Origin of the sequence: Streptomyces sp. NWU339 (assembly GCF_003143855.1) — a bacterium.
Classification (GTDB): Bacteria; Actinomycetota; Actinomycetes; order Streptomycetales; family Streptomycetaceae; genus Streptomyces.
The window spans coordinates 1-2,915 of sequence record NZ_QFRK01000164.1 but is presented as its reverse complement, the minus strand read 5'-3'; the positions used below and the strand labels follow the sequence as shown (position 1 = coordinate 2,915).

The window sequence follows — 2,915 nt, the reverse complement described above, 5'->3', positions numbered from 1 at the left end:
GCTACGAGCAGCTCGACATCAACGACGAACTCGCCCGCGGCGGCTGGACCACCCTCGCCTCCGGCATGCCCCGGCACGCCCACCAGCGCGCGATCGGCATCCGGCAGAAGCACGCCGCCCTGCACGTCGCCCGCATCCGCCCCGACGAGACCCTCCCGCTCGTCACCGCCCCCTTCACCCATCTCTTCCTCGCCCGCGGCAGCGCCGAACTGGAGGGCGCGGGCCCGCTGGCCACCGGCGACGCGGTCCGCATCACCGGCGCGGAGGGCCAGCGCGTCACCGCCGGCCCCGACGGCGCCGAGGTCCTGATGTGGGAAATGCACGCCGCCGTCACCACGGCGTGACCCGCGCACCGATCCGTGCAGCCGGCCGGTGCGGTGCGACCTGACGAAAACTTCCGCAATGCGGCCGGTGCAACGGCTCCCCGTCCCGGGGCCGAAGACCGGCCGGCGGAAGCGGACAGCGCATACGGGCTCCGCGCCGGACCGCCCAGCTCGAGAACCGGCGGGCGTCTTTCCGGCCCTCCGGGCGTCCCGCGGGGGTCGGCGTCTGCGCACCGTCGCGCCCCAGGCGCCGCCACACCACCGCGTCCGCGCCCCGCCCGCAGCTGCTCCGGGGCGGTGGCGACGAAGGTCACGGCCTGGCCGTCGTCCCGGGCCGCGATGCCCCGGTGGTGGGCGTCGTACCGGCGGGGCGCCCAGGAGCGGCGGTGCGCCCTCCCGGCCGGTCGGCGGACAGACCCGGCGCCCCAGCCGCTTCTCAGGACTGCTGTGCCCGGGCTGCCAGACCGCCGCGAACGCAGGAATCCCCCAAAATTGATTCAAACCTCAACATGTTAGAGAGTGGAGGACACCCCCCTCCCCGAAGGACGACCCCCATGGGCCTGCTCAACCGCCACCGCGCCGCCACTCCCGCCCCGGCCACCGACTCGGCCTCCGCCCCGGACACCTCCCGGTTGACCGGCGTCTGGACCCTCGACCCCGCGCACAGCAGCATCGCCTTCGTCGCCCGGCACGCCATGATCACCAAGGTCCGCGGCACCTTCGAAGACTTCGACGGCCGCCTGTACCTGGACGGCCAGCACCCCGGCCGCTCCACCGCCGACGTGACCCTCAAGGCCGCCAGCCTCAACACCCGCCAGAAGCAGCGCGACCAGCACCTGCGCAGCGCCGACTTCTTCCACGTCGAGGCCCACCCCGAGCTGTCCTTCCGCAGCACCTTGGTGCAGCAGCTCTCCGCGGACACCTACCGCCTGACCGGCGACCTGAGCATCAAGGGCGTCACCCGCCCGGTCGCCTGGGACCTGACCCACACCGGCACGGCGACCGATCCCTTCGGCAACGAGCGCGCCGGTTTCGAGGGCTCCACCACGGTCGACCGCACCGACTGGGGCCTGACCTGGAACAGCGTGCTGGAGACCGGCGGCGTGCTGGTCGGCGAGAAGGTGAAGCTGGAGTTCGACGTCTCCGCGATCCGCGCCGCCTGACCACCGCCCCCGCGCGTGGGAGGCGGCCGCCCGGCCGCCTCGAGGCCCCCGGGCAGGCGACACGAGCACGAGCCACTCTGATCACGGTGGCATCGTGCCCCGGCCACGCCTGTCCCTCCGCCTCCCGGGACGCCGCGGACCTGGGATCGCAGCGCGGAAGGCACGGGTCGGGTCACCGGAGTGGTGCACGCAAGTAATCATGGCTCTGTGTGCGTTCGGGGGCCGGGGTGGTACTGGGCCCCGGTAGTGGGACCCCGGCGTGGGCCCGGCATCGACGCGGTCCGTGTGGTCATCAACGCACGACGTGGTCTGCCCGGCGGTCACGGTACTCGTCCCGGAGGTGGTCTCCATGCACGGCAGTGCCCACGAAGCGGGAAGTACCACCGCGGTGCTGTCGGCCGTGGTTCATGCTCTGCCTCCCAGGATTTCGGGCGCCGAAGAAGGACGGCGCGTGAGACGACGCATTGAATGAGGTGTTCGCCCGGGCCGTGGCAGCGGTGGCTGCGGAACCTCCGCGCGGGGCGTGGGGGTGGTATGCGGTGTCATGACCACTGCTGTCCCTTAAGCGGTCATGACACCGCATACCACCCTCACTGCCCTGTGACGCCCGCCCACATGTGATGCAGGAACGGCTCAGGCCACGTCACTTGCCCACCGGCGTACGGCAGCCCGAGCAGTGGCGGCTTCGGTGTCCCGGCCCCAGCCATGTGAACGGTCGTGTGGTGCTCCAGGCTGTCCCGGTAGGCGTGTCCGTACTCCTCGGCACCAGCGGCGGTCGACCGTTACGTGCACGCGCTGACGCTCGGCTGTGGTCGAGCAGTGAACGTGACTCGCTGCACGGCCTCGGCGTGCCCCGGGCGCGGACATCGCGCTGGGGCACGCCGAGGCCGTGCGGTTTCACGGCTTCAGCAGGTGAAGCGAGGAGGCTAGTTCTTGCTGCCCTTGCCGACGGAGAAGGCGTACAGCTTGTTGTTCGTGCCCTTGTCCGGCCACATCGCGGAGGTGTAGCCGGAGCCCCAGTAGACCGAGCCGTTGACCACCGCGGCACCGCCGACGACCGAACCACCGCTGGCGAAGTCCCACTTCACCTTGCCGGTCTTGGCGTCGAGGGCGGCCCAGAAGCCTCCCGTGGTGGTCGACTTCTCACCCGTCGCCGAGGTGATGGTGGTGGGGACGTTGTCGTAGTTGGTGACCGCGACGTAGACGCGCTTGCCGTCGGTCGCRGAGCCCCRCTGGATGCCGCCGCCGAGGCCGCCGGGGCCGGCCTGCGTCTGCCAGACGACCTTGCCCGTGGCCGGGTCGAGCGCCCAGTAGTCGCCGCTCTTCTGGCCCACCCCGAGCAGACCGGTGCGCTTGGCGTCCACCGTGGTCGTGTCGAGGTTCGGGCCCGACCCGAAGTCGTAGTCCGGGCCGTTCGGCTTCTCGATCG

Annotated in this window: 2 protein-coding genes and 1 pseudogene; 2 read left to right on the top strand and 1 reads right to left on the bottom strand. The window is 71.7% G+C overall.

Annotated features, from left to right (window positions below; genetic code table 11):
• Together DIZ27_RS44945 and DIZ27_RS44935 are read left to right on the top strand one after the other, a co-directional pair.
• Positions 1-344 (top strand): annotated as a pseudogene (locus tag DIZ27_RS44945) (pirin family protein); the annotation flags it as partial.
• Between the two features lie 533 nt (positions 345-877).
• Positions 878-1,486 carry a YceI family protein gene (locus DIZ27_RS44935; RefSeq protein ID WP_109383983.1) on the top strand — a complete coding sequence of 203 codons (609 nt, stop codon included), beginning with the start codon at positions 878-880 and terminating at the stop codon, positions 1,484-1,486.
• A gap of 926 nt (positions 1,487-2,412) precedes the next feature.
• On the opposite strand, the gene DIZ27_RS44930 is transcribed toward DIZ27_RS44935, so the two are convergent.
• On the bottom strand, positions 2,413-2,915 hold a 503-nt coding region (locus DIZ27_RS44930), incomplete at its 5' end, for a PQQ-binding-like beta-propeller repeat protein (protein WP_181384047.1).

Excerpts from the sequence above, each read along its gene's own strand:
- DIZ27_RS44935 (WP_109383983.1), top strand. The coding sequence starts at position 878 with ATGGGCCTGCTCAACCGCCACCGCGCCGCCACTCCCGCCCCGGCCACC.